Consider the following 21,738-nt stretch of genomic DNA (forward strand, 5'->3'; position numbering starts at 1 on the left):
GAGGGGCTGGTCCCAGGTGCCGGCGGGGAGTTGGGTGGTGACCAGGGCGGCGATCAGGGTGCCGACGACGGCGGTGCCGACGCTGCTGCCGACCTCCTGGGCGGTGTCGTTGAGGGCGGTGCCCATCGAGGTGCGGTTCTCGGGCATCTTCTCGACCAGGGCGATGGCGCAGATGGTCATGACGGTGCGCAGGCCGATCGTCATCACCACCATGCAGAGCGCGATGGCGGTGTAGCCGTGCGAGACGCCCCAGGCGAGGCCGGCCAGGGAGGCGGCCAGGCAGGCGGCGCCGACCAGGCAGGCGATGCGGTGGCCGAAGCGCTTGGCGAGCCATTCGGACAGCGGGGTGGCGGCGAGCATGGTGACGATGATGGGCAGGTTGGCGAGGCCGGCCCGCACGGGGCTCCAGCCGTAGGCGTACTGGAAGTGCAGGATCAGGCCGAACATGACGGCGGCCATGGCGATGGCGGTGCCGGTCTGGGCGATGGCGGCGCCGCGGACGGTGCCGTTGGCGAACAGTTTCAGGTCGAGCATGGGGGCGGCGGTGCGGCGCTCGTGCCGGACGAACACCGCGCCCGCCAGCAGGGCGCCGAGGATCGAGCCGAGGGTGGGGGCGGAGGTCCAGCCGTGGTCGACGCCGCTGGTGAGCGCGTAGCAGGCGAGGCCGATGGTGGCGACGCTGAGGAGCGCGCCGGGCAGGTCGAGGCGGTCGCGGGTGAGGTCTTCGGGCCGGTCGGCGGGGACGCCCAGGCGCACGCCGATGGCGGCGATCAGTGCGATCGGGGCGTTGACGAGCAGGAGCCACTGCCATGTGACGTGGGCCAGGGCGGTGCCGCCGAGCAGCGGGCCCAGGACGAAGCCGGACATGCCGACGATGATCATGACGGTCATGGCGCGCATCCGCAGTGCCGCGTCGTCGAAGAGCCGGAAGACCAGGGAGTTGGTGATCGGGGCCATGGCCGCGGCGGCGATGCCGAGGCCGGCCCGCAGGGCGATCAGCTGCCCGGTGCCGGTGACGGCGGCGACGCCGAGGCTGAGCAGGCCGAACGCGGCGAGGCCGGCCAGCAGGACGCGGCGCCGGCCGAGCCGGTCGGCCATCGATCCGGCGGTCAGCAGCAGGCCGCCGAAGGTGAGCGAGTACGCGCCGGTGACCCACTGGAGGGCGGTGGTGCCGCCGCCCAGGTCGCGGCCGATGGTGGGCAGCGCGATCGAGAGCAGGGTGTTGTCGACCATCTCGACGAAGAAGGCCAGGCAGAGCGCGGCCAGCGGGATCCAGGCCGCGCGCAGCGACGGATAGGTGCGCGGTGCCGCTGCTGGGGCGGCGGCGGTGGTGGTTTCGGTGCCGGCCATGGCGGCCTCCTCTCGGGACGGGTGTCAGGGCGGGTGTCAGGGCGGGTGTCGGGGTGAGCGTCGCGGTGGGCGTCGCGGTGCATCGCTGCCGTCCGCACTGCCGCCGTGGCGCTGCCGCCCGTCTCCTCAGAGCGTGCGGGAGCGCGCCGACAGGCCGCTGTCATCCCACTGACAGCCGGCCGACAGTCCGCCGACAGCGGGGGCGGGCGGCCACCAGGGGTTCCATCCGCTCCCACGCCGCGTCCGTCAACCCGCCTCGGCCTGCCACAAGACCAATGACCGGACACGCCTCGGAAGCACGCGGGTCCGCCCGGCGTCAGATCGCGATAAGTCGGATCCGGGAGCCGCAGAGTTTCGCCATGTCGTCGACGTCCGAGGTGAGCAGGGCCACCGGTCCCGGCCGGCGGAGCGCCGTCTCGGCGACCGTGGCGTCGATGGCGTACTTGTGACCGTGCAGCCCGGCCGGTCCGAGAAGCTCCGCGGAGGCTCTGGCCGCGTGCTCGGTCACGGGCTCGGTCCTGACCTGCGAGAGCACCCGGTTCGGCCGGGCGGGGTTCGCCCCGGCCCGCGAGATCTCCACGAGGGTGTTGACGCCGGCGACCAGGCCGGCCCCCGTCGAGTGGAAAGCCTTGATCATCGCGAGCAGTTCCCGGTCCTGCGAGATCCAGGCGGACATTCCCCGGGAGTCCAGCACGACGGTCCCGATCCGCACGCTCACGCGGCAGCCCCTCCGCCGCCCGGCTCGGACGGACCCGGAATCCTCGCGTGCGCGGCGGCGAGCTCCTCCTCCGTGAACGCGCCGTGCTCTTCCTCGTACTGCCGGAGTTCCTCCGCGACCGGTTGATGCCCGATCTGCCGGGCCACGGCTTCCGCGACGTAGCCGGAGACGTTGTCGGTGAGTTTCTTCAGCTCGGCCACCTGCTCGGTGGGCAGGGTGACCGTGATGCGCGTGGTAGCCGCCATGAAGCAAGCACACTTACGGTATGCACGCTCCGGCCGGACTTTCGGCGGCATGGGGTCGGTGCCATGCGACTGAGTACAGTGATCCTCCCCGTCCACCGGTGGAGCGAGGGGCGGCAGGTCTGGCGGCGGGCCGAGGAACTGGGGTTCCACGCGGCCTACACGTACGACCACCTGAGCTGGCAAAGCTTCCGGGAGGAGCCGTGGTTCGGGTCGGTGCCGACGCTGACGGCGGCGGCCACGGCGACCGAGCGGATCAGGCTGGGGACGCTGCTGACCTCGGTCAAGCCTCGTTCACCTGTCGCATGCTGACCTGCGAAGACCTGTAGTTGCGCCCGTCCGACGCGTAGCTCGTTCTCACGGCTCGCGCCTCATGCACTCCCGGCGGTAGGCCAGTGCTTCGGAGGAGTCGAGGCGGGATTCACGATTCGCAGCCGGCTCTGATGCGACGGGTCGATCGAAGTGAGGGACAGCAGGAGTTGGCCTGTTGCGCATTCGAGCTCGGTCAAGGCGTGTGGCAGACCGGCGCAGACAGTGGCGACAGCCGCGCCCAGGCCGACGAGGCCCCCGTGCTTGTGATTGTGGCGGTACTCAATCCTGTGCAGGCCCGATCCGGCGATCGCCACAACCTCCAGCGGGCGAGCCATCTGCTTGGTGTCGTTGGTGAGCACGACCTGGAAGCCTGCTGAGGCTGCCCGCGCGTAGAGCTCGACGTCTTTGGTGCCTGCCCAGCCGACGATCTCTGCCACGTGTTGAAGTTCGTGCTGTTTCAGCAGCAACTGGGCCATTCACGCCAAAGGCAGGGGGACGTTCTCGTCGAACAGGATTTTCAAGAGGCAGCCTGCCGGAATCCTTCATCCGAGCAACTGTCCACATAGGCGGTGAAGTCAGCAGCGTCGCGGGCAGCTTCCGCGGTGACACCGGGATAGAAGTCCCTGACCGACTCCGGCGGGACGCCGTCCTTGAGTAGGGCAGCGACTTCGGCAGCAGGGACACGCGTCCCCTCGATCACAGGTTCGCCGCCACGTACCAGCGGGTCCACGGACAGATGCTCTCTGGGTTGCAGGAGACTCGGGATCTGGCGGCCGTTGCGGTAGAACGGGGCGAGTACGTCGACCATCTCGTGGATGACCAGGTTGCCGCGCTTCTGCACCAGGTCCACAGCGTGATCCGGCGCAGCCAGGTAGATGGTGTCGGTGCTGGCCACCAATCGGTAGCTCGAAAGGTGTTCGTGCTCGTTGAGATCGTCGCGCAGGGTGTCCAGCGCGCGCCGGACCTTCTGGAGCGAAGTGTCCTGACGCAGATGGACGCATGCGCGAAGGGCCACGACATCCCGGAAGGAGTAGAGGATCGGCCGAGAGGCCGAGAGCTCCGGGACCAGTACGGCTCCGCGTACAGCTGTGGCCCTGCGCCAGTGCGACAACTGGCGCAGAGTGGCACCGGACAGCGCGGCGGCAAGCTTGGGCTCGTACGACAACTGCGGCACCTCCCTGGCCTCGTTCGGCAGTCGCCCGAACCGTACTTCATGGTCCCGTAGTGCCGGCCTGACTGCCACGATTTCACCCGACTCAGCGACTCTCTGCAGATCGGATCGCCGACGCGACGAACGCGTAGGGTCGGGGCCATGCGACTGAGCACGGTGATCCTCCCCATCCACCGGTGGAGCGAGGGGCGGCAGGTCTGGCGGCGGGCCGAGGAACTGGGGTTCCACGCGGCGTACACGTACGACCACCTGAGCTGGCGGAGCTTCCGGGAGGAGCCGTGGTTCGGGTCGGTGCCGACGCTGACGGCGGCGGCCACGGCGACCGAGCGGATCAGGCTGGGGACGCTGGTGACCTCGCCGAACTTCCGGCATCCGGTGACGTTGGCGAAGGAGCTGATCACGCTGGACGACGTGTCGGGCGGGCGGTTGACGTTGGGGATCGGGGCGGGCGGGGTCGGGTTCGACGCGACGGCGCTGGGGCAGGAGGCGTGGTCGGCGCGGGAGCGGGCGGACCGGTTCGGGGAGTTCGTGGGGCTGTTGGACGCGTTGCTGCGCGATGACGCGGTGACCCGGGAGGGGACGTACTACTCGGCGGTGGAGGCGCGGAACATCCCGGGGTGCGTGCAGGTGCCGCGGGTGCCGTTCTACGTGGCGGCGACCGGGCCGCGCGGGCTGCGGCTGGCGGCCGAGTACGGGCAGGGCTGGGTGACGTACGGGGACCCGAAGGGGCCGGCGGAGGTGCCGGTGGAGCAGGCGCCCGGGGTGGTCGCGCGGCAGGTGGAGAAGCTGGCGGCGGCGTGCGAGGCGGCCGGGCGGGACGTCGGGGAGCTGGAGAAGGTGCTGCTCCAGGGTTCGACGGCGGAGCAGCCGCTGGAGTCGGTGGACGCGTTCGTCGACTGGGCCGGGACGTACCGGGAGGTGGGGATCACCGAACTGGTGGTGCACTGGCCGGTGCCGGACTCGGTCTTCGCGGGCGACCTCGCGGTCTTCGAGAAGATCGCCACCGAGGGCCTGGCGCAGCTGGGCTGAGCGGCGGGCGGTCGGGCAGTCGGGCGGGCGGGAGTCGACGTGCCGGGAGGGGAAGGCGCCCACCCCGGACGTCGCGGCCTGACCGCCCCGGCGGGTCCGGGCCGGTGCGGTCGCGTTCCCGGGCAGGTCCGGTTGCCGGGCGAGTGCGCGAAGATGGACGGATGACCGCCTTTCCGCGCCCCCGCCTGATCGCCACCGACCTCGACGGCACCCTGCTGTGCTCCGGCGGCACGGTGACCACCCGGACGGCCGCCGCGCTGGCCGCCGCCGAGGCCGCCGGGGTGCAGGTGGTGTTCGTCACCGGGCGGCCGCCGCGCTGGATGCAGCACCTGGGCGCGCACATCGGCGGCCACGGCGTGGCGATCTGTTCCAACGGCGGCGCGGTGGTGGACGTCCGGCGCGGGGAACTGCTGGAGACCTATCCGTTCGACCCGACCCGGACGCTGTCCGTGACGGACCTGATCCGGGCCGAACTGCCCGGCACCGCCTTCGCGTTCGAGTTCCCGGGCGGCTTCGCCCGGGAGCCCGGGTACGACGTGGTGATGTGGGAGTCCGACAAGGAGCACCCGGTCGGCACCGCCGCGGAGCTGCTCGCCGCCGGGCAGGTCGACGGCCTGTTCAAGGTGCTCGGCAAGCACCCCGACCTGGCCCCGGACGAGTTCCTGGATCGGGCCCGGGCCGCGGTCGGCCCGCTCGCCGAGGTCACCCGCTCCAGCCCGATCCCGCTGGTCGAGATCAGCGCCCCGGGTGTCACCAAGGCCAGCAGCCTGGCCCGCTGGTGCGCCCAGCAGGGCATCGAGGCCGCCGAGGTGGTCGCCTTCGGCGACATGCCCAACGACCTGGAGATGCTCGCCTGGGCCGGCCAGTCGTACGCCGTCGCCAACGCCCACCCGCTGGTGCTGGCCGCGGTCGCCCGGCACACCGTGAGCAACGAGCACGACGGCGTCGCGGCGGTCATCGAGACGCTGATCTGACCCGTTCCGGAGCGGTCGCGCCCGCAGCGGTCACCCGTCCAGGTCCAGTCCCAGGTCCAGGGTCAGCTCCTCCACCCGGTCCTCCGCCCGGTCCTCCGCCGGGTCCGGGTCCGGTCGCGGGTCCAGGCCCAGCAGGCCCGCCATCGTGCCGGCGGCCCGGACGGCGGCGTCGGCGCAGCAGTTGTTGAACAGGACGTGCACCTCCCGGGTCCGCTCGGCCATCGCGTGCACGCGCTCCACCCAGGGGGCCAGCTCGCCGGGCGTGTAGTCGTGGCGGAAGCGGTCCTCCTTGGAGCCGGTGCCCCAGGCCCGGCTGCGGCCGTGGAGGCGGACCACCGCGAGGTCCGGCGAGGTGACCGGGGCGACCGGCGGGACGGAGGTGGGCAGGCCCTGCGCGGTGTCCACGGCCACGGCGGGCGTGCCCAGCTCGGTCAGCAGGCCGGAGGTGGCGGCGGCCAGCTCCGGCCGCCACCAGTCGGGGTGGCGGAACTCCACCGCCACCGGCCACCCCGCGGTGCGCTCCCGGCAGGCCCGCAGCAGGGCCCGGGACTGCTCGTCCGGGGCCAGCCACGGCGGGAACTGGAAGAGCAGGGTGCCGAGGCGGTCGGCCCGGCGCAGCGGTTCGAGGGCGCCGGCGAACCGGGCCCACACCTCGTCCAGCAGCTCCGGGTCGTCCTTCCGGGCCAGGGCCGGCCGCAGGTCGGCGGGCATCGCGGCCGACCGGGTGGGGTGGCCGGTGAGCAGCGAGAACGCCTTCACGTCGAAGCGGAAGCCGGCGGGCGTGCGCGCGACCCACAGCTCGCTGTTACGGGTGCTGGGCAGCGCGTAGTACGTGGCGTCCACCTCGACCAGCGGGAACCGGGACGCGTAGTGGCGCAGCCTGCCCTCCGCGTCGCGCCGGCCCTTCGGGTACCAGCCGCTGGCCAGCAGCTCCTTGTCCGTCCAGGAACAGGCGCCGACCCGGATCTCTCCCATGGACCGCGCCTTCCCCGTCGGGGCCCGGCCTAACGACCCGGTCCGGGCGGATCGGTCCGGACGGCCCGGAGGCGGGTCGGAGGCGGCCCGGAGGCGGGTCGGAGGCGGGTCAGAGGCGGGCCGTCCAGCGGACCCGGGTGCCCTTGCCGTGCGGGCCGGGCTCGTGCCAGGCGTCGCCGCCGAGGGCCTCGGCGCGGCGGGTGAGGTTGCGCAGGCCGGAGCGGCGGCCGCCGTCGGGGATGCCGACGCCGTCGTCGGTGACGGTGAGCAGGACGCCGGGCGGGCCGGTGCGGGCGGGGGCGTCGGGGAGCGGGCGGCCGTCCTCGCCGAGGTGGACGGTGGCGTCCAGTTCGACGGAGACCCGGGAGGCGCGGGCGTGCCGGGCCGTGTTGGAGAGCATCTCGCGCAGGGCGGCCAGGAGTTGGCGGGAGGTCTTCTCGCCGACCAGGCTCTCCACCGGGCCGGTGAAGGTGATGGTGGGCTTGAAGCCGAGTGCCGCCGCGGCCTGGCTGCCCTCGCGCAGCACCCGGGTGCGCAGGGTGTCCGGCCGGTCGTCGGTGTCGCCGTGCTGGAGGGCGTAGATGGTGGTGCGGACCTCCTGGATGGTGGCGTCCAGCTCGTCCACGGCCTGCCCGATCCGCTCCTGCACCTCGGGGACGGCCGCCCGGCGGGCGGCCGACTCCAGCATCATGCCGGTGGCGAAGAGCCGCTGGATGACCAGGTCGTGCAGGTCGCGGGCGATCCGGTCGCGGTCCTGGAAGACCGCCAGCCGCTGCTGGTTGCGCTGGTACTCGGCCAGCCGCAGGGCCAGCGCCGCCTGCGAGGCGAAGGTCTGGGAGAGCTGCCGCTCGGTGTCGGTGAACGGCGGGGTGCCGGCCGCGCGCCACACGCACAGCGCGCCCAGCACCCGGCCCGCGGACACCATCGGCACCGCCATCGACGGCCCGAACTCCCTTGCCAGCCGGTCGAACTGGGTGTCGGAGGCGGTCTGCGGCGAGGCCGACAGGTCGTCCAGGTAGACCGCCTCGCCGGCCAGCAGCAGGGGTGCGAAGCCGTGCTCGGGCAGCAGTTCGCCGGTCAGGTGGTCGGCCCGTTCGCCGGAGGCGTGCGCCACCCGCATCCGGTCCTCGCCGGCCGGCAGCAGGATCATCCCGAGCGCGCCCTCGGCGAGTTCGCGGACCTGCTCGGCGGCCACCGTCAGCGCGACCTGCGCCTCGTCGGTGGACAGCAGCGAGGTGGTCACCGCCGCCGCGCCGGTGATCCAGCGCTCCCGGCGGCGGCCCTGCTCGTACAGCCGGGAGTTCTCGATCGCCACGCCCGCCGCCGCGCCGAGCGCCAGCACCACCTGCTCGTCCTCGGGGGTGAACGAGCCGCCGCCCTTCTTCTCGGTCAGGTACAGGTTGCCGAACACCTCGCCGCGGACCCGGATCGGCACCCCCAGGAAGGACACCATCGGCGGGTGGTGGTCCGGAAAGCCGACCGAGCGCGGGTCGGTGGACAGGTCGGTCAGTCGCAGCGGGCGCGGGTCGTCGATCAGCGCGCCGAGGATGCCCCGGCCGGTCGGCAGGTGGCCGATCTCGGCCGCCGTCCCCTCGTCGACGCCGATGTGGATGAAGTCGGACAGGCCGCTGCCGTGCGGGTTCACCACCCCCATCGCGGCGTACCTCGCGTCCACCAGCTCGGCCGCGCCGGCCGCGATCCGCTGGAGCGTGGCGTGCGGGTCGAGGCCCGCGCCGACCGACACCACCGCCTCCAGCAGCCGCTGCATCCGGTCGGTCACCGCGGCGGCCGACCGGAGCCGCTCCGAGACCTCGGTGACCAGGGTGTCCAGCCCGAGCGAGGAGATCTCGGGGATGCGCGGCCGGCCGCCCGTGGCGGTCGGCTCCTCCGGCGTCTGCATGGGACCAGTGTGCCCTTCTGTCACGTTTCGCCCCATTCCTTCGGGGCGGCGACACCCGGCGCGACCCCGCCGCCCGGTCTCAGGCCGCCACCCGCTCCCCCGCCCGCTCGCCCGGCCGCTCGCCCGCCCGCTCCCGCTCCACCATCGCGGCCAGCCGCCCGCCCGGCCGGTCCGCCAGCTCCGACCAGCGGCCGCGCTCGACCACCCGGCCGGCGTCCAGCACCAGCACCTCGTCCACGCTGCCGTCGTCCAGGCCGGCCAGCCGGTGGGTGATCAGCAGGGTGGTGCGGCCCGCGGTGGCCGCCAGCAGGTCGGCCGTCAGCGCGTCCGCGGTGGCCACGTCCAGGTGCTCGGCGGGCTCGTCCAGCACCAGCACCGGGAAGTCCGCGAGCAGCGCCCGGGCCAGGGCCAGGCGCTGGCGCTGGCCGCCGGACAGCCGCGCGCCGTGCTCGCCGACCATGGTGTCCAGGCCCTCCGGCAGGCCGTCCACCCACGCCAGCAGCCGGGCCTGCGCCAGGGCCGCCCGCAGCGCGGCCTCATCGGCGTCCGGCCGGGCCAGGCGCAGGTTCTCCCGGACCGAGCTGTCGAAGACGTGCGCGTCCTGCGCGCACAGCCCGACCACCCGGCGGACGTCCTCGCCCGCCAGTTCCCGGGTGTCGGTGCGGCCCGCCAGCAGCACCGCCCCGGCCGACGGCTCGACGAACCGCAGCAGCGCCTGCGCCAGCGTGGTCTTGCCCGACCCGGACGCCCCGACCACCGCGATCCGGCGCCCGGCGGCCAGCTCCAGGTCGACGCCGTGCAGCGCGTCGCGCTCCGCGCCGGGCCAGCGCACCGCCAGACCGCTCACCACGACGGGCAGCGGGGCGTCCGGCAGCGGCCGCGGCGCGTCCGGCTCGCGGACCGGGAGCGGCGCGGCCAGCACCTCCGCCAGCCGCTCCCGGGAGGCCCGGGCCCGCTCCCGGAACCGGACCGCCGTCGGCATCCCCGCCACCGCCTCGAACGCGGCCAGCGGCGTCAGCACCACCACCGCCAGGCACACTCCGGGCAGCGCCCCCGACGCCACCGCGCGCACCCCGACCGCCGACGCCGCCACCACCGTCAGCCCCGACACCAGCGCCACCAGGCCCGCCGAGAGGCCGCTCGCGGCGGCCGAGCGGGCCGCCAGCCGGGTCAGCGCCCGGTCCGCGTCCCGGGCCGCGCCCAGGCGGCGCGGCAGCGCGCCCGCGACGGTCAGCTCGGCGGTGCCGGTCAGGGTGTCCAGCACGGCGGTGGCCAGCTCGCCGCGGGCGGGCGCGTGCCGCCGCTCGGTCCGGCCGGAGATCCGGCGCTCCAGCGCCGGGACGGCCGCGCCCGCCAGCAGCAGCCCGAGCGCCAGCACCAGGCCCGCCGCCGGCAGGAACGCGGCCAGGGCCGCCGAGGCACCGAGCGAGACCACGGCGGCGACGGCGGCCGGCAGCCGCCAGCGCAGGTGGAAGTCCTGCACCGCGTCCACGTCCGCGACCAGCCGGGAGAGCAGGTCGCCGCGCCGGAACTGCGGCAGCCCGGCCGGGGCCAGCCGCTCCAGCCGGCGGTAGACGGCCGTCCGCACCCCGCCGAGCGCCTTCAGCACCGCGTCGTGCGCGACCAGCCGCTCCGCGTACCGGAACACGCTCCGCCCGATCCCGAACGCCCGCACCGAGGTCACCGCGACCATCAGGTAGAGCACCGGCGGCAGCTGCGAGGCCCGCGAGATCAGCCAGCCGGACGTCCCCATCAGCGCGACGGCGCAGCCCAGCGCGAGCGCGCCCAGCAGGACGGCGAGCCAGAGCCGGGGGACGCGGGTGGCGGAGGCCGGGGGCGCGGGGTGGGGGGCGGCGGCGGTCGGACCGGGCTCCGGCGCGGCCGGCGCCCCGTGGTCCGCGCCCGGCCGGACGGCGTGGTCCGCGCCCGGCCGGACGGCGTGGTCCGCGCCCTGCCGGGCGGCCGCCCCTTCGAGCGGCAGGCCACTCCGGTGCCGGGTCCGACCGCCGTCGGCTCCCGCTTCGCGCACCTCCGCGTGCCCCCGGTCCCGCGCCGGCGGGACGGCGTCCGGGCCCGGGAGGTGGACGTGGTGGTCGGCGAGGGCGATCAGGGCGGGGCGGTGGGTGACGAGCAGGACGGTGCGGTCGAGGGCGCGGAGGGTGTCGAGCAGGGCGGCCTCGGTGACCGGGTCGAGGTGGGCGGTGGGTTCGTCGAGGATCAGGACGGGCCGGTCGGCGAGCAGGGCGCGGGCCAGGGCGAGGCGCTGGCGCTGGCCGGCGGAGAGGCCGTGGCCGTTCTCGGCGAGCCGGGTGCCGGGGGCGGCGAAGTCGACGTGCGCGGCGGCGAGGGCGGCGGCGAGCCGGTCGTCGGTGGCGTCGGGGCGGGCGAGGCGGACGTTCTCGGCGACCGTCCCGGCGAACAGCTGCGGGTGCTGCGGGACCCAGGCGACCTGGGCGTGCCAGCTCGCGGGGTCGGTCTCGGCGAGGTCCTGGCCGCCGACCAGGACCCGTCCGGCGGCGGGGCGGACGAAGCCGAGCAGGGCGTGCACCAGGGTGGTCTTGCCGGCGCCGCTCGGGCCGGTGAGGACGGTGGTGCGCCCGGCCGGGACGGTCAGCGAGAGGTCGGTGAGGGTGTCGCCGCCGCGGCCGGGGTGGCGCACCGTCAGGTGCTCGACCCGCAGGTCGGCGGTGGCCGGGGCGGGGCGGGTGCCGTCGGCCGGCCGCGGGGTCTCCAGCACCTCGAAGATCCTCCCGGCGGCGGCCAGGCCCTCCGCGCTGGAGTGGTAGAGGGCGCCGACCTGGCGGATCGGCAGGTAGACCTCGGGGGCGAGGACCAGCACCAGCAGGCCGGTCTCCAGGTCGAGGGTGCCGTCGACCAGCCGGAAGCCGATCGAGACGGCGACCAGGGCGACCGAGAGGGTGGAGAGCAGTTCCAGCGCGAAGGAGGAGACGAAGGCCAGCCGCAGGGTGCGCAGGGTGGCCCGCCGGTAGTCCTCGGTGATCCGGCCGATCGCCCGGGCCTGGGCGCGGGCCCGGCCGAAGACCTTCAGGGTGGGGAGTCCGGCGACCACGTCGAGGAAGTGGTGGGAGAGCCGGGCGAGTCCGGCGAACTGGCGGTCGGTGCGGGCCTGGGTGGCGTGGCCGATCAGGATCATGAAGAGCGGGATCAGCGGCAGCGTGACGCAGACGATCGCCGCGGACTCCCAGTCGGCGCCGAGGACGCGGGCCAGCACGACCAGCGGGACGACCACGGCGAGCGCCAGCTGCGGGAGGTAGCGGGCGAAGTAGTCGTCGAGGGCGTCGACGCCGCGGGTGGCGAGGGTGGTCAGGTCGCCGGTGCGGCGGCCGGCGAGGTAGCCGGGGCCGAGCGCGGTGGCGTGGTCGAGCAGCCGGCGGCGCAGGGTGGACTTGACGGCGGCCACCGAGCGGTGGGCGGTCAGTTCGGTGAGCCAGGCGACCAGCGCCCGGCCGAGCGAGACCGCCGCCAGGCCGAGCAGCGGCCCCCACAGCGGGGCGCGGCCGTGCTGGAAGGACCCGACCACCAGGGTGGCGATCAGCCCGGCCTGGGCCACTAGCAGGGCCGCGCCCGCCCCGCCGAGCAGGACGGTTCCGGCGAGGAAGGCGCGGGTGGTGCGGGCGTGCGCCAGCAGCCGGGGGTCGATCGGGCGCATCCGCTGCTGGCGGTCCATCGGTTCGGCTCCTGCGGTCAGTGGTGCGCGGCGGCGGGGATGTGCTGGACGCCGATCCGGCGGCGGAACACCCAGTACGTCCAGCCCTGGTAGAGGAGTACGAGCGGGGTGAAGACCACGGCGACGACCGTCATCACCTTGAGCGTGTAGGGCGAGGAGGAGGCGTTGGTGACGGTCAGCGACCAGGCGCCGTCCAGGGTGGAGGGCATCACGTCGGGGAACAGCGCCAGGAAGAGCATCCCGACGGCGGCCACGACGGTCAGGCCGCTGAGCGTGAACGCCCAGCCCTCGCGGGCCAGCCGGTTGGCGCCGAGCGCGCCGAGCAGGGCGAGCACGGCGACCACCAGCGCGGCCAGGCTCCAGCCGTTGCCGGAGTGCGCCTGCGTCCAGACCAGGAAGGCCGCGGCGAGCACGGCGGTGGCCAGGCCGAGGCCGGTGGCCTGGGCGCGGGCCCGGACCCGGATGTCGCCGTCGGTCTTGAGCGCGGCGAACACCGCGCCGTGGAAGGTGAACAGCACCAGGGTGGTGAGGCCGCCGAGCAGGGCGTACGGGTTGAGCAGGTCCCAGAGGGTGCCGGCGTAGTTCTTGTCCCGGTCGATGGCGACGCCGTGCACGATGTTGGCGAAGGCGACGCCCCACAGGAAGGCGGGCAGCAGGGAGGTCCAGAAGATCGCCAGTTCCCAGTTGCGCTGCCAGCGTTCGCCGCTGCGCTGGTGCCGGTACTCGAAGGAGACGCCGCGGACGATCAGGCAGACCAGGATCAGCAGCAGCGGGACGAAGAAGCCGCTGAACAGGGTGGCGTACCAGTCGGGGAAGGCCGCGAAGGTGGCGCCGCCCGCGGTCAGCAGCCACACCTCGTTGCCGTCCCAGACCGGGCCGATGGTGTTGATCAGGACCCGGCGCTCGGTGGTGTCCCGGGCCAGCAGCCTGGTCAGGACGCCGATCCCGAAGTCGAAGCCCTCCAGGAAGAAGTAGCCGATCCACAGGACGGCGATCAGGATGAACCAGAGGTCGTGCAGGTGCATGTGATCCGTCCTCAGTACGCGAAGGCGAGGGGCTGGTCGGCGTCCTCGTCGTCGGAGGGGCCGCGCAGCGTCGGGTCCTCGGCGGGCGGCTGCTCGGCCGTGTCCGGCCCGGCGGCGGCGTACTTGGCGAGCAGCCTGACCTCGATGACGGCGAGCACCGCGTACAGCGCGGTGAGGGTGGTCAGGCCGACCAGCTGGGTGCCGACGGTGACGTTGGGGGAGACCGCGTCGCGGGTGCGCATCAGGCCGAACACCACCCAGGGCTGGCGGCCCATCTCGGTGAAGATCCAGCCGAAGCTGTTGGCGAGCAGCGGGAAGCCCATGGTGAGGATGCCGATCCGCCAGCTCCACCGGGTGAAGAAGACGCTCATCTCGCGGTTCCTGGTGAGCATCAGCTTGGGCGGCTCGTCCTCGCCGGTGCGGTGCTCGGGGGCGAGCCAGAACCTCCGGCGGGTGGTCCACAGGCCGATCAGCGCGGCGACGAAGGACGTCATGCCGAAGCCGATCATCAGCCGGAAGCCCCAGTAGGTGACGAAGATGTCGGGGATGTAGTCGTCCGGCTGCCCGCCGTACTTGGCGGCCTCGGCGGCGGCGGTGTCGTTGATGCCGGGCACCGGGGAGGAGAAGTCGTTGTGGGCGAGGAAGGACAGTATCCCGGGGATCTCCAGCTCGACCGAGTTGTGCCCCTGCGAGACGTCGCCGACCGCGAACACCGAGAACGGGGCGGGCGCCTGGGTGTCCCACAGGGCCTCGGCGGCGGCCATCTTCATCGGCTGCTGCTCGAACATCACCTTGCCGAGGGTGTCGCCGCTGATCGCGGTGCCCAGGCCGGCGACCACGGCGATGGCCAGGCCGACCCGCAGCGAGGTGCGCATCGCGGCGGTCTTCTTCCGGTCGGTCTCCTTGCCCCGCTTGGCCCGCCACAGGTGGTGGCTGGCGATGCCGACCACGAAGGCGGCGCCGGTGAGGAAGGCGGCGGTGAGGGTGTGGAAGACCTGGACGACGGTGGTGTTCTGGGTCAGCACCCGGACGATGTCGGTGAGCTGGGCCTTGCCGGTGGCCGGGTCGATCCGGTAGCCGACCGGGTGCTGCATCCAGGAGTTGGCGGCCAGGATGAAGTAGGCGGAGAGCGCGGTGCCGATCGCCACCAGCCAGATGCAGGCCAGGTGGATCTTCTTCGGGAGCCGGTCCCAGCCGAAGATCCACAGGCCGATGAAGGTGGACTCGAAGAAGAAGGCGATCAGCGCCTCCATCGCCAGCGGGGCGCCGAACACGTCGCCGACGAAGCGGGAGTAGTCGGACCAGTTCATGCCGAACTGGAACTCCTGGACGATGCCGGTGACCACGCCCATGGCGATGTTGATCAGGAAGAGCCTGCCCCAGAACTTGGTGGCGTGGAAGTACTTCTCCTTGCCGGTGCGGACCCAGGCGGTCTGCAGACCGGCCACGATCGAGGCCAGGCTGATGGTGAGCGGCACGAAGAGGAAGTGGTAGACGGTGGTGATGCCGAACTGCCATCGCGAGATGGTCTCGTGAGCGACTGCTAGGTCCACTGCGCCTTCTCTCGGGGTGTGCACATAACGGACGGAAGGGATGTTTGCACCTGGGCGCACCATATCCACCCAAGCTTGTCCGCTTGTGAACGTGAACACGTTCACAAGGGAAGTATCCATGATGCTTATCGGTGCGGAAGCACGGGGGTGGGGTGTTCTCGGACACGCCGATGATCCGGGGTCCGGCCGACCCCCCACAAGCAGCGTCCGGGCAGCCCGGGTGTACCGAACGGCGCTTGACACCGCCCGCCCTGACCCGGCGTCAGCCCGGCTCGGGCCCCGGCCCCGGGTGCGGCCCGGGCCTCAGCGCTGCAGCGGCAGCGAGAGCCGGAAGACCGCGCCCTCGCCCGGCGCGGTGCGCAGGGTCAGCTCGCCGCCGTGCGCCGACACCAGGGCGCCGGCGATCGCCAGGCCCAGGCCCGACCCCCCGGCCTCGCCGGCCCGGCGGGTGCGCGCCGCGTCCGCTCGGTAGAAGCGCTCGAAGACCAGGGCGGCCTGCTCCTCGGACAGGCCCGGGCCCTGGTCGGCCACCTCCAGCAGGCAGGCGCCCTCGGCCCGGCCCACCCCGATCCGCACCGCGGTGCCGGACGGGGTGTGCTTGGCCGCGTTGCCCACCAGGTTGGTCACCACCTGGCGCAGCCGGGCCTCGTCGCCCAGCACCGGCGCGGGCTGCGGGGCGCCCTGTCCGTTCGGGCCGGTCAGCGCGACCGGGCGGCCCGGGTCCAGCGCGGTCAGGTCGTGCAGGGCGTCGGCGGCCAGCGTGCGCAGGTCCATCGGGGCCAGGTCGAGCGGGCGCTCCTCGTCCAGGCGGGCCAGCATCAGCAGGTCCTCGACCAGCGCGCCCAGCCGCACCGCCTCCGACTCGATCCGGTCCATCGCCCGGTCCACGTCCTGGAGGGCGCCCATCCGGTGCAGTTCGGCGAAGCCGCGGATGCCGGCCAGCGGGGTGCGCAGCTCGTGCGAGGCGTCCGCGACGAAGCGGCGCATCCGCTGCTCCGAGGCGGCCCGGGCGGCGAACGCCGTCTCGATGTGGGTGAGCATCCCGTTCAGCGCGGCGGACAGCCGGCCCGCCTCGGTGCGCACCGGCAGGTCCGGCATCCGGTACGACAGGTCGCCGTCGGCGATCCGCTGGGCGCCCGCCTCCAGCTGGCGCAGCGGGCGCAGCCCGGCCCGGACCGCGAGCGCGCCGAGCCCGGCCAGGCCGGCCAGCACCGCGGCGCCGATGGTCAGGAAGGTGGTGCGCAGGTGCGAGATGGTGGACTGGACGTCCGCCAGCGGCACCGCGACCTGCACGTACTTGGGGGTGACCGGGTCGGTGCCGGAGGCGCGTTGCAGCGGCAGCACCATCGAGCGCCACTCGCCGGCCTTCGGCCCGGAGGCGGTGAACGGCTCGTCCAGCCGGTCGGTCAGCCCCTTGCGGTCCAGCGCGGGCAACTGCGGGGCCGGGTCGGAGTCGCTCAGCGGCTGCCGGATCACCGACAGCACCGAGCCGTCCTCGGCCAGGTAGCGCACCACGTACTCGCTGGGCAGGCTCTGCCCGGAGCGGCGGCCGGCGGTCTGCGTGCTGCTGAACACCGAGGTGGTGGTCTGCCGGCTCGGCGGGCGGCGGGAGAGCGGTTCGGCGAACCGGTCGAGCTGCTCGTCGGCCCGGTCCACCAGCTGCCCGCGGACGGTGCCCAGCACCAGGGTGTCGCTCACCACCAGGCCGGTGGTGACCAGGAGCAGCGCGAGCACCAGCAGGCGCACGCGCAGCGAGAAGCGGGCCACCTCAGCTGTTCGGCGGGCGGCGCAGCGCGTAGCCGATGCCGCGCACCGTGTGGATCAGCTTGGGGCCGTGCACCGGGCCGGAGTCGAGCTTGCGGCGCAGGTAGGAGATGTACGACTCGACGATGGACAGGTCGCCGCCGAAGTCGTAGGCCCACACGTGGTCGAGGATCTGCGCCTTGGAGACCACCCGGCCGACGTTGGCCATCAGGTAGTGCAGCAGCTTGAACTCGGTGGGCGAGAGCGAGACCGGGACGCCGCCGCGGGTGACCTCGTGCGCGGTCGGGTCCAGGGTGAGGTCGGCCACCACCAGGCGGCCGTCGTCGGCGGGGCCGCCGGCCCGGCGCAGGATCGCCCGGATCCGGGCGATCAGCTCCTCCAGGCTGAACGGCTTGGTGACGTAGTCGTCGGCGCCGACCGCCAGGCCCTGCACCTTGTCGCCGGTGCCGTCCTTGGCGGTCAGGAACAGCACCGGGACGTGCTCGGGGCTCTGCGGCCACTGGGTCTGGTCGCGCAGCCGCTGCACCACGGTGAAGCCGTCCAGGTCGGGCAGCATCACGTCCAGGACGACCAGGTCGGGGCGCTCGGCGGCGACCGCGTCCAGGGCCTCCTGGCCGGTGGCGGCGGAGGCCACCCGGAAGCCGGAGAACCGCAGGCTGGCCGAGAGCAGCTCGCGGATGTTCGGCTCGTCGTCGACCACCAGCAGGAACGGCTCGCCGCCGACCTGGGTCGCCGCGGCCGGGTTCGACTGCACTGCGCCTGACACGTTTGCTCCGCCTCCCGGCCGGACGAATGGGCCACCCCGGTCACCACGGGGCCTGTCCGCGGTGCCCGCCGGGGTTCAACCGGACGGACACCGTACGGACAGACCCTAGCCCGGCCAGGCTACGCACAGTGGATGAAGATTGGATTAGTCATCCGCTCGTGCCCGAACCGGTACCGGACCCGCCGCCGTTGCCACCGCCGGTGGCCGCGCCGTTACCGCCGCCCCGGGCGCCGCCGAAGCCGCCCGCCGCGCTGCCCTCGGTGAGCTGGGTGGCGCTGTAGGAGCCGTCGTCGGCCTTGCTGCCGGTCACGGTGACGGTCTGGCCGGGCTGGAGGTCGCCGACCTTGCCCTCCTTGGCGGTGGTGACCTTGGTGGAGTCCTGGGTGGTGACCTTGACGGTGGTGCCGTTGGCCTCGGTCAGGTAGACGGTGGTGCCGTCCACCGACTTCACGGTGCCGCGGGTGAAGCCGGCCGCCGCGCCGCCGGGGAACTGGCCGGCGCCGCCGGCCTGGCCGTTCTGGCCGCCGCCGAAGCCGCCGCCGTAGCCGCCGCGGCCGGTGCCGCCGCCGGGGAAGCGCTCGTTCGAGGCGCCCGCCCGGTTGGCGGCGGTGCCGCCGCCGGTGCCGTCGCCCTTCTGGTACCAGACGCCGCCCGCGAAGGAGAGCACCGCGATGACGCAGCCGGCCAGCGCCAGGGTCGGCCAGGGGAGCTTGCGGCGCGGTGGCGCGGCCAGCTCGGCGGTGATGTCGCGGGCGTCCGGCGCGGTGGCCAGCAGCTCCTGGTCGTCAGACATGGGGAGTCTCCTTCTTGCTCGTGCCGGGGGGCTTATTCGTGCCGGAGGGCGTCGATCGGGCGCAGCGAGGCGGCCCGGTTGGCGGGGTAGCCGCCGAAGAACAGTCCGATGGCGACGGCGATGCCGAACGCGCCGAACACCGACTCGGGGATCACCACCGGCTTGATGCCGACCACCGAGAAGTGCGAGCCGATGATCCCGGCCAGCACGCCGAGCCCGGCGCCGAGCACCGACAGCAGGGTCGACTCGGCGAGGAACTGGCCGAGGATGACCGCGCGGGGCGCGCCGAGCGCCTTGCGGATGCCGATCTCCTTGGTCCGCTCGGTGACCGTCACCAGCATGATGTTGGTGATGCCGATGCCGCCGACCAGCAGCGAGATCGCGGCGACCGCGCCGAGCAGGACGGTGAAGGTCTTGCCGGTGGACTCGCGGGCGCTCAGCAGCGAGGTCTGGTTGCTGATCCGGAAGTCGGCCTTGGTGGCGTCCTTGATGGCGTGGGTGCCCATCAGGATGCGGGTGATGTCGGCCTGCGCCTCGGTGGTGGTGTCGGCGGAGGACGCCTGCACCAGGATCTGGTTGACCGAGCCGAAGCCGGTGAACGCGTTCTGCACGGTCGGCAGCGGGGCGACCACCACGTCGTCGGGGTCGTTGAAGCCGCTGGAGCCCTTGGTGGCGAGCACGCCGACCACGGTGAACGGGGTGCCGCCGATGGTGATCCTCTTGCCGACCGGGTCCTCGTTCGCGAACAGCTCCTTGGCGGTGGTCGAGCCGAGCACCGCGACCTTGCGGGAGTTCAGCACGTCGTCGGCGGAGAAGTAGTCGCCCCTGTCGACCTTCAGGTTGGAGGTCTCGAAGTAGGCGGGGTAGGTGCCGACGATCTGCCCGGGCTGGTACGAGACGTTCCCGTACAGCGCGGTGCCGCTGGTGGTGACCACCGGGGCGACCGACTTGACGGACGGGGCGTCGGTGGCCGAGGCGAGCGCCCTGGCGTCGTCCACGGTGAGCTTCTTGGCGGCGGTCGCCGCGCCGCGCGAGGCGGCGGAGGAGACGGTCAGCGCGTTGGTGCCGAGCGAGGTGATCGAGTCCTTGACCGCCGCCGAGGAGCCGTTGCCGACCGCGAGCAGCAGGATCACCGAGGCCACGCCGATCAGCACGCCGAGCATGGTCAGCGCGGAGCGGACCTTGTTGGCGGCCAGGCCGGCCACCGCGAAGCGGAGCATCTGCCAGGCGATCACGCGACCACCCCCGCGGCGGCCAGGGCGGGCGGCGGCCCGTCGACCGGGGCCTGCCGGACGTCGGAGACGATCGCCCCGTCGACCAGCCGGACCACCCGCTTGGCGTGCAGCGCGACCTCGTCCTCGTGGGTGATCACCACCACGGTGCGGCCGAGCGCGTTGAGTCCGTCGATGATGGCCAGCACCTCCTCGGTGGAGCGGCTGTCGAGGTTGCCGGTGGGCTCGTCGGCCAGCAGCATCGCGGGCGCGGTGACCAGCGCCCGGGCCACCGCGACGCGCTGCTGCTGGCCGCCGGAGAGCTGGTTGGGCTTGTGCCCGGCCCGCTCGGCCAGGCCGACCAGGTCGAGCGCGGCCATCGCCCGGCGGCGGCGCTCGGCGGCCCGGACGCCCGCGTAGGCCAGCGGCAGCTCGACCTGGGCCAGCGCGGTGGTGCGGGGCACCAGGTTGAACGACTGGAACACGAAGCCGATCTTGCGGTTGCGGACCAGCGAGAGCTGGCCCTCGTCGAGGTGGCCGACGTCGGTGCCGTCCAGCAGGTAGCGGCCGGAGCTGGGCACGTCCAGGCAGCCGAGGATGTTCATCAGGGTCGACTTGCCGGAGCCGGAGGAGCCCATCACCGCGACGTAGTCGCCCTCCGCGATGTCCAGGTCGACGCCGAGCGGCTCGCCCCCGCCGGTCGTCGGGCCGCGCAGGGCGTGCACGACGGCGTCGCCGTGGCCGTACGACTTGGTGACCCGGCGGATCTGGATCACCGGGGGCTTGGCGGTGCGCATCAGCGGGTGCCTCCGCCGCCGCGGGTGCCGCCGCCGAAGCCGCCCGTGCCACCGCCGCCGCCGAAGCCGCCCGCGCCGCCGCCCAGGCCGGGGAACTGGCCGGACGGGAAGCCGTTGCCGGTGCCCGCGGTGGTGGAGGTCAGCTCGACCTTCTCGCCCTCGGTCAGGCCCTCGGTGACCTGCACGGTGCTGTCGCCCTCGATGCCGACGGCGACCTGCACCCGCTCGGTGCTGCCGTCGTCGTGCACCACGGTCGCGGTGCGGCTGCTGCCGGTGCCCTGGAGGGCCGCGGTGGGCACCGACAGGGCGTCCTCGGCGGAGCCGGTGGTCACCGAGATGGTGGCGCTCAGGCCGGTGCGCAGGGTCGAGGTGTCGCCGCCGATCCGGAGCGTCGCGCCGTACTGCACGGCGCCGTTGGTGGAGCTGGAGGGCAGTGAGCTGACCGACAGGACGGTGGCGTCCAGCTTGGTGTCGGACTGCGCGTTCAGGGTGACGGTCGCCGCCTGGCCCTTCTTCAGCTTGAGCGAGTCCAGCTCGGAGAAGTTCGCGGTGACCTCCATCCCGGTCGGGTTGGTCAGCACGATGAAGCCGGACGGGGTGCTGCTCGAACTGCCGCTGCCGGTGGTGGTCTTGGCGCCGGACGAGGAGCCGGAGGAGGAGCCGCCCGAGGAGCCCGACGCGCCCGAGGAGCCGGTGCCGGAGACGGTGTCGCCGACCTTGCCGGAGACCGAGGCGACGGTGCCGTCGGTGGTCGCGGTGAGCGTGGTGCCGGCCAGCGCGTCCTTGGCGTTGGTGAGCGTCGCCTCGGCGTTGTCGACCTGCTGCTGGGCGGAGGCCACCTGCGCCTGGTCGACCTTGACGGTGGTCGTGGTGGTCGGCTGCGGGGCGCTCTGGGCGCTCGCGCCGGAACCGCCGGAGGCGGCGGAGCCGCCCGAGCCGGTGCTGCGGCCGGAGTTCGAGGAGCCGGCCACCGTGGTGGTGACCGTCTCGCCCGCCTCGGCCTTGGTCAGGTTGGCCTCGGCGGTGTTGAGCGCGGCCTGCGCCTGGTCGACCTGCTGCTGGGCGGCGGCGGTGTCGACGGTGGCGAGCACCTGACCCTTCTTCACCGCGTCGCCGACCGCGACCTTCACCGCGGTGAGCCTGCCGCCGGTGGTGAAGTCCTGCCCGGCGTCGGACGGCGAGAACAGCGTGCCCGATCCGGACACGGTGGCCTGGACCGTTCCCTTGCCGACCGTGGCGGTCCTGACCCTGGAACCGGTGGCGGCCTTGCTGGTGCCGCTGTCCAGGTTGACGTACGCCAGGGCGACCCCGCCGAGCAGGGCCACGCCGAGCGCGGAATTGACGAGGACGGCCCCACGCCGTCGCGGAAGCACCTTCATGGCGCAGAAGCATCGCCGCGTGCTCTTGCGCCACCCTGCACGGCCCCTGGGAGTCGACTGGGAGCGCCGATCCGGACGAATGCCGCCGCAC

At 73.6% G+C, this 21,738-nt stretch carries 18 protein-coding genes and 1 pseudogene; 3 read left to right on the forward strand and 16 right to left on the reverse strand.

The window, feature by feature from the left end; all coding sequences use genetic code 11:
* From K353_RS22265 to K353_RS22275, 3 genes are all read right to left on the reverse strand, one after another.
* A partial coding sequence (locus K353_RS22265; protein ID WP_111555326.1) for an MFS transporter occupies nucleotides 1-1,350 on the reverse strand: 1,350 nt, incomplete at its 3' end.
* A 316-nt stretch (nucleotides 1,351-1,666) separates the two neighbouring features.
* Complete coding sequence (locus tag K353_RS22270) at nucleotides 1,667-2,068, reverse strand: DNA-binding protein (RefSeq protein ID WP_111555327.1); 402 nt, start codon at nucleotides 2,066-2,068, stop codon at nucleotides 1,667-1,669.
* Complete coding sequence (locus K353_RS22275; RefSeq protein ID WP_111555328.1) at nucleotides 2,065-2,313, reverse strand: hypothetical protein; 249 nt, start codon at nucleotides 2,311-2,313, stop codon at nucleotides 2,065-2,067. Before K353_RS22275 ends, K353_RS22270 begins: the two co-directional genes overlap by 4 nt.
* Nucleotides 2,314-2,376: 63 nt before the next feature.
* Here K353_RS22275 and K353_RS22280 point away from each other — a divergent pair.
* Nucleotides 2,377-2,613 (forward strand): annotated as a pseudogene (locus K353_RS22280) (LLM class flavin-dependent oxidoreductase); the annotation flags it as partial.
* A gap of 68 nt (nucleotides 2,614-2,681) precedes the next feature.
* On the opposite strand, the gene K353_RS22285 reads toward K353_RS22280, so the two are convergent.
* Entirely contained in the window at nucleotides 2,682-3,098 is a 417-nt protein-coding gene (locus K353_RS22285) for a hypothetical protein (protein ID WP_233533755.1), read from the reverse strand.
* 41 nt (nucleotides 3,099-3,139) lie between these two features.
* A complete protein-coding gene (locus K353_RS22290; RefSeq protein ID WP_111555444.1) occupies nucleotides 3,140-3,787 on the reverse strand; it encodes a DUF433 domain-containing protein in 648 nt (215 codons plus the stop codon).
* Between the two features lie 147 nt (nucleotides 3,788-3,934).
* Between K353_RS22290 and K353_RS22295 the strand changes: the two genes are divergently transcribed.
* The gene (locus K353_RS22295) at nucleotides 3,935-4,822 is read left to right on the forward strand and encodes an LLM class flavin-dependent oxidoreductase (RefSeq protein WP_111555330.1); all 888 of its coding nucleotides are present in this window, start codon (nucleotides 3,935-3,937) and stop codon (nucleotides 4,820-4,822) included.
* 161 nt (nucleotides 4,823-4,983) lie between these two features.
* Nucleotides 4,984-5,796, forward strand: coding sequence for an HAD-IIB family hydrolase (locus K353_RS22300; protein WP_111555331.1), 813 nt, complete (start codon nucleotides 4,984-4,986; stop codon nucleotides 5,794-5,796).
* A 30-nt stretch (nucleotides 5,797-5,826) separates the two neighbouring features.
* Here K353_RS22300 and K353_RS22305 read toward each other — a convergent pair whose 3' ends face one another.
* The 11 genes from K353_RS22305 to K353_RS22355 form a co-directional block, all read right to left on the reverse strand.
* On the reverse strand, nucleotides 5,827-6,771 hold the full coding sequence (locus K353_RS22305) for a DUF72 domain-containing protein (protein ID WP_111555332.1): 945 nt from the start codon (nucleotides 6,769-6,771) through the stop codon (nucleotides 5,827-5,829).
* A gap of 109 nt (nucleotides 6,772-6,880) precedes the next feature.
* Nucleotides 6,881-8,671, reverse strand: a complete 1,791-nt coding sequence (locus K353_RS22310; protein WP_111555333.1) for a GAF domain-containing sensor histidine kinase — start codon at nucleotides 8,669-8,671, stop codon at nucleotides 6,881-6,883.
* Nucleotides 8,672-8,750: 79 nt separating this feature from the next.
* Nucleotides 8,751-12,341, reverse strand: a complete 3,591-nt coding sequence (gene cydD, locus K353_RS22315; protein ID WP_111555445.1) for a thiol reductant ABC exporter subunit CydD — start codon at nucleotides 12,339-12,341, stop codon at nucleotides 8,751-8,753.
* A gap of 35 nt (nucleotides 12,342-12,376) precedes the next feature.
* Entirely contained in the window at nucleotides 12,377-13,384 is a 1,008-nt protein-coding gene (cydB, locus tag K353_RS22320; RefSeq protein ID WP_111555334.1) for a cytochrome d ubiquinol oxidase subunit II, read from the reverse strand.
* 11 nt (nucleotides 13,385-13,395) lie between these two features.
* Nucleotides 13,396-14,937, reverse strand: a complete 1,542-nt coding sequence (locus tag K353_RS22325; RefSeq protein WP_111555335.1) for a cytochrome ubiquinol oxidase subunit I — start codon at nucleotides 14,935-14,937, stop codon at nucleotides 13,396-13,398.
* A gap of 303 nt (nucleotides 14,938-15,240) precedes the next feature.
* Nucleotides 15,241-16,704: a cell wall metabolism sensor histidine kinase WalK gene (locus K353_RS22330; protein WP_111555336.1), complete on the reverse strand. Its 1,464-nt coding sequence runs from the start codon at nucleotides 16,702-16,704 to the stop codon at nucleotides 15,241-15,243.
* A 1-nt stretch (nucleotide 16,705) separates the two neighbouring features.
* Complete coding sequence (locus tag K353_RS22335) at nucleotides 16,706-17,467, reverse strand: response regulator transcription factor (RefSeq protein ID WP_282202038.1); 762 nt, start codon at nucleotides 17,465-17,467, stop codon at nucleotides 16,706-16,708.
* Nucleotides 17,468-17,615: 148 nt separating this feature from the next.
* Entirely contained in the window at nucleotides 17,616-18,260 is a 645-nt protein-coding gene (locus K353_RS22340) for a DUF5666 domain-containing protein (protein WP_111555337.1), read from the reverse strand.
* 32 nt (nucleotides 18,261-18,292) lie between these two features.
* Nucleotides 18,293-19,495 (reverse strand): ABC transporter permease, encoded by a 1,203-nt coding sequence (locus K353_RS22345; protein WP_111555338.1) that lies wholly within the window; start codon nucleotides 19,493-19,495, stop codon nucleotides 18,293-18,295.
* Nucleotides 19,492-20,268 (reverse strand): ABC transporter ATP-binding protein, encoded by a 777-nt coding sequence (locus tag K353_RS22350; RefSeq protein ID WP_111555339.1) that lies wholly within the window; start codon nucleotides 20,266-20,268, stop codon nucleotides 19,492-19,494. Before K353_RS22350 ends, K353_RS22345 begins: the two co-directional genes overlap by 4 nt.
* Nucleotides 20,268-21,647: an efflux RND transporter periplasmic adaptor subunit gene (locus K353_RS22355; RefSeq protein WP_111555340.1), complete on the reverse strand. Its 1,380-nt coding sequence runs from the start codon at nucleotides 21,645-21,647 to the stop codon at nucleotides 20,268-20,270. Before K353_RS22355 ends, K353_RS22350 begins: the two co-directional genes overlap by 1 nt.
* Nucleotides 21,648-21,738: the final 91 nt, after the last annotated feature.

Origin of the sequence: Kitasatospora sp. SolWspMP-SS2h (genome assembly GCF_003259315.1) — a bacterium.
Lineage (GTDB): Bacteria > Actinomycetota > Actinomycetes > Streptomycetales > Streptomycetaceae > Kitasatospora > Kitasatospora fiedleri.